4 protein-coding genes are annotated in these 4,414 nt (G+C 44.6%); 1 reads left to right on the forward strand and 3 read right to left on the reverse strand.

Going from position 1 to position 4,414, the window contains the following annotated elements; genetic code table 11:
• Window positions 1–280: 280 nt before the first annotated feature.
• Window positions 281–2,116, forward strand: coding sequence for a tetratricopeptide repeat protein (locus AC4E7D_RS10065; RefSeq protein WP_490173670.1), 1,836 nt, complete (start codon window positions 281–283; stop codon window positions 2,114–2,116).
• A 133-nt stretch (window positions 2,117–2,249) separates the two neighbouring features.
• Here the strand turns inward: AC4E7D_RS10065 and AC4E7D_RS10070 are convergent, their stop codons facing one another.
• The 3 genes from AC4E7D_RS10070 to AC4E7D_RS10080 form a co-directional block, all read right to left on the reverse strand.
• On the reverse strand, window positions 2,250–2,471 hold the full coding sequence (locus AC4E7D_RS10070) for a hypothetical protein (protein ID WP_490173671.1): 222 nt from the start codon (window positions 2,469–2,471) through the stop codon (window positions 2,250–2,252).
• Between the two features lie 254 nt (window positions 2,472–2,725).
• Window positions 2,726–3,859 (reverse strand): DUF819 family protein, encoded by a 1,134-nt coding sequence (locus AC4E7D_RS10075; RefSeq protein WP_490173672.1) that lies wholly within the window; start codon window positions 3,857–3,859, stop codon window positions 2,726–2,728.
• A 105-nt stretch (window positions 3,860–3,964) separates the two neighbouring features.
• A partial coding sequence (locus tag AC4E7D_RS10080; RefSeq protein WP_490173673.1) for a hypothetical protein occupies window positions 3,965–4,414 on the reverse strand: 450 nt, incomplete at its 5' end.

Here is a 4,414-nt window from a genome sequence, read left to right on the forward strand (position 1 = left end):
CGCTTCTACCTCAAGGGTGATTAGGAATTTCGTGCTTACCTCTTCTTTTAAAAGAGGAGGTTCTTTTTTTGGTGATGCAATAGTGTTCATAATACAGGATTTAAGTGATGTATAAGTAGGTGCAAATAAGATGCACACCTACAATTATTGTTTTGATTCGAAATGTAAATTGGACAGGCGACGGTTCTGCAATTTCAGCATCTCAATATTGAAACACAATGATCTAGATCATTTGCAGAGTGCTGTAATTACCTAATTTTATGAGGTATACCTTAAGGTCATGCGCTTTAAAGCACTTATATGGGAACTGCATAGACGGCATGTATTCAAAGCCGGTGTGGCGTATTTGGTCGTTTCCTGGATGATTGTACAGGTATTGGATGTAATGATTCCCGCATTCACTTTGCCCAAGGATCTCATGCCCTTGACCATAGTGGTTTTGATGGTATGCTTCCCGATCTGGCTGGGAATTTCCTGGTTCTACGATATAACCAAAGATGGTATTGTCCGGACAAAAAGAATTGGCGAGGATGAGGAGTTTATTTCTACCAAGAGTGTTAATCTAAACAAAGTGATTATTACCTCTCTCTCTGTGCTTGTCATCTTACTTATTGTGAACACCTTCCGCATGAAAGCGGAAACCAGGAATTTAATGGAGACGGCAATAACCGAAACGGCACCCTACAATTCCTCTATTGCTGTTCTGGCTTTCGTGGATATGAGTCAGGGTCAGGATCAGGAATATTTTGCAGACGGCATCAGTGAGGAAATAACCAACAAACTCAATCAAATTAAGGAATTAAATGTCATAGCCCGGACCTCAGCCTTCTCATATAAGAACAGGAATGTCAACCTTCAGACCATCGCAAGAGAACTGGATGTTGAATACATCCTGGAGGGAAGTGTCCGTGTGTCTGACAATATGTTTCGGATTACAGCTCAGCTTATAGATGGGTCAGATGGTGCCCACATATGGTCAGAAAATTTCGATCGGGAAATAGAGGATATTCTATTAACACAGGATGAAATTGCCAGCATTGTCGCGGAGCGTTTGGAAGTGTCCTTGCTCATTGATGATGTGAGAAGCGGTAAAGTTAATCCTGAGGCCCATGTCAACTACTTTAAGGCCAATAAGGCTTTAAAGGATTACAGCAGGAAGGGTACCCTGATCGCTGACAGCCTGATCCATAAATCACTTGAGCTTGACAATAACCAGGCCTGTTACTGGACAACCCTGGTACAGGTGATCTTTAGTAAAACCTATCACTACTCCCTCATGGAAACCGCACTTGGTCATACCGAGGGCGTAGAGGCCGCCATGAAAGCTATTGAACTGGATCCCCGTAACGCATTGGCGTATTCCTGGCTATCCCGTTTTGAGTGGCAGAACAAAAGAGCAGACCTGGCAGAACAACACTTGATTACCGCTTTAGAATTATCAAACAAAGATCCTTCTATCCTATTCCAGGCTGCAAAGTTCTCCCTGAGAACAAATCAATTGAGTACGGCGAGAAAGTATTTGGACAGATCGATCCTTTTGGATCCGAAAAGCGAGGAGTTCTACGAAGCGAGGGATGTGGCCTATTACACCAGGAGTTTTTTAAACTGGACCCTGGGCAACCTGGACGAAGCTGGCAATGATCTTTTAAAGGCTTATAGCCTGGACCTGCCTGACTATCTTAAAAATTATGAACTGGCCCTCCTGTGCCGGGATCGGGGGCAATATGAAGAAGCTATATCCCGGATGGAAAATGAGAAAGACCCCTATCTCAAAACATTACTGGAATGCAGTATTCTCTATGCCACAGGTAAAAAGACAGCCGCCATGGAGGTCCTGCAGGCGCTGCAAAGCTACCTGAAAAATGGGGATACAAAGATCTTTGAAGTTACTGAGGAAGAGCACAATTATGAAATCGCATGCCTATATGCCTATATGGGAGACACAGATAATGCCTTTGCTTATCTAGATGCATCCTTTGAGACCATTCTGATATGGCCGGATCGGTTTTTCACTACTCCCGAGTTCAATAATTTGCATGGGGATCCCCGTTGGGATGCTTTCCTGATACGCATGGGAAATGTATTTAACTACTCCTTTCACCCGCAAGAGGAGTGAGGGCCATGGTACTACAATTAACTAAAATACCAGAATAAGTTAGCATAGGTTACCCCGTTATAGAGCAACTTAGGGGGGCAGCACTATAGAAAAGGTTATGCCGTACTTCTTATTTGCTTCTTATTCGTAAGGTTTATCCCTTCCGCTTTTTAGGCTTAGTGACATCCTTCCTCCTGACATCCTTGTCTTCCTCCTGATCATCTTTTTTATTCTGGTCTGTGGAAGCATCGGTATCAGCTGACCGTTCATAAAGTACATCACTTTCTGAATCAGTGGTACAAGATGTAATAGAGGAGAGCAACAGGATTGCAAAAACAAACATCACCAGGGTGGTGATCCGGGTAGATTTTTCCATAACAGTAACATTTGAGACAACTTTAAATTAGGAAAAGGTGCTAAAGACTTTTGAGTATACCCGATAAACGGTTCGAAAAGTTCGATAAAATGCTAAAACATCGATGAAATACAAGGTAAAGTATTCATTATCAACGTAGTACAATTCTAACCTTAAGCCTTCATACATGTCGATCAAAATCTAGCTTGAAGACGTAATAGGATTGTCGAATCAGCTGGCAACATCCCGCATTAAACCCAATAATCTGCTTTGCTTTATAAAATATATACAACTAAAAATCCCAGATAGGTGCCTAAAGCATTGCCTAATGTCCCCACAAGAATTGCGGGAAGGATCAATTCCTGGCGTTCAAAGCTCTCTGCCAGGGCAATCGCCGACGTACCCCCGCCAACATTCGCCTGACTCGCGATGGCCACCATGTCCCAATCCCTAAAGAATAACCCGCCGAGCAGTATGATGAGCAAACCGTGAATGAGTACCGCAAGAAATGCAAAGATCAGCAAGGTGATGCCCACCGCTTTCAGCTCTGCCACCGCACTTAACTCACAATAGGCACCAATAACGGCCAGAAATAAGAACACCAGGTAAAGCCCCAGGCTGTGACTGCCGTTAAGTTTTTTCACAAATTTGAGCTGGGCCAATAAGAGGCTAAGGGTAGACAAGGTTAAGATGGATGGGATTTCCGGTACGACTTGCGCAATCAGATCAGCCAGGAAATAAGAGGATACACCCAAAAAAAGCAGCCACATTAGGGAGCTCAGGTCAATGGGATGGTGATAGGTTTCATCGCCTTTCTTTGTTTTGATAGAAATCTTTCGGTCCTTTTTGATATTCTGGAGAACAACAGGAAAGGCCAGAGTCGCGATGATCCAAAGCGTTGTCACTACATTGTCTACTGCAATGGTGCCAGCATATAAAACACTTTGTTCCTGAAAATTATAGGCGATGGCGATGGCGTTGAAGTTGATACTCCCGCCCGTATAGGTGCCGGCCAGCATACCTGCGATGATCCGGGCTTCTTCTCCGAGCACATCACCTGGTGATAGTATCCACCAGCTGATCAGGATACCGGCCACCGTACCCAGTGAACCCATTACAAAAAGTCCAATCATGGGAACCCCTGCTTTCTTCAGTGTAGTCAGGTTGACATCAAGAAGCAGGTAAAAGATGGAGATAGGCGCTATGTAGGTAAAAATGCCGTCATACAAAGGAATGCTATTGGAAGCGGATGGGATGACACCCAGGTTGGCCAAAATTGCCGCAAACAGGATAACCAGCAAAGCGGCCCCAAGTTTCTTGCCCAGTTGGGTTTTAGCCGCGTATACAGACAACAGAACGAGCAGGCACAGTACAGATAGCACATATACCGGCTCAAATATGAATTTCATATCTGTGGCTTTACAAAGGGAGAAAGATAGCCAATTGGATTGAAACACCAGGAGGAGGAACCCACTGCCGTTTAAATTGCCTAAAAGATATCAGCCGTAGAGCTTTTACTGCTTCACATTGATAAGTACGGCCTCACAGCTCTTGAGGTCAGAATTCAAGATGATGTTTTCTGCTGTAGTGCCATCGTTGATCTCAATAGAAACCGTGTTGGGCGGAAAGCGCCCCAGGTTATGTGCGTAGAGGAACAGGTCATTGGGCTTATTAGGATCAAGTTTTACCTCGTAGACCTTTTTCTTATAGGTGAGGGTATGCTTCGCCACCACTGGCTCCCCGTTCAGGTAGATAGAGACCACATCACCATCTTGTCGGCCGTGATCCCACAGGCTAACTTTGATATCTTCGGTATCCACCACAAGTTCTTTGGTGTAGGAAATGCTCCTGCCATCAAAGAAGTTTCTGAGCGCAATAGCTTCTTCCGTTTCCGGGGCTTCAGGTTCAGGTTGTGGGAGCTCCTCCTCTACAGGGTCTTCAGCGGGCGGAAGGACGGTTTCCTT

This window comes from Lentiprolixibacter sp. (assembly GCF_982873095.1).